1 protein-coding gene is annotated in these 255 nt (G+C 51.8%); it reads left to right on the top strand.

The features are described from left to right. Window positions 1-238: hypothetical protein (locus tag ACO0LC_RS29350; protein WP_423009817.1), on the top strand; the 238-nt coding region annotated here is incomplete at its 5' end. Window positions 239-255: the final 17 nt, after the last annotated feature.

Below are 255 nucleotides of genomic sequence, written 5' to 3'. Positions count from 1 at the left end.
CTTTATCGAGGAGACGCGTAAGGTAAGTAAGACCAACGTATTCTCGATCCATTCGCAGCGCTATGAATGTCCGGTCGATTTACGCGACAAATCCATCCAGGTACGCTATGACCGTATGCGCTGTGACTGCTTCGTGGTGTATTTCAATGGACACCGCATGGGGGAAGCGACGGTGTTGGATTTATATGCCAATGCGCGCCTGCGTGCACCGGCAACGGTTGGGGGTGATGATGATTAAGGCCACCTTCGGTTTAA

The organism is Undibacterium sp. JH2W, assembly GCF_049340425.1.
GTDB lineage: Bacteria > Pseudomonadota > Gammaproteobacteria > Burkholderiales > Burkholderiaceae_D > Undibacterium.
This window is presented reverse-complemented; position numbering and strand designations above follow the sequence as displayed.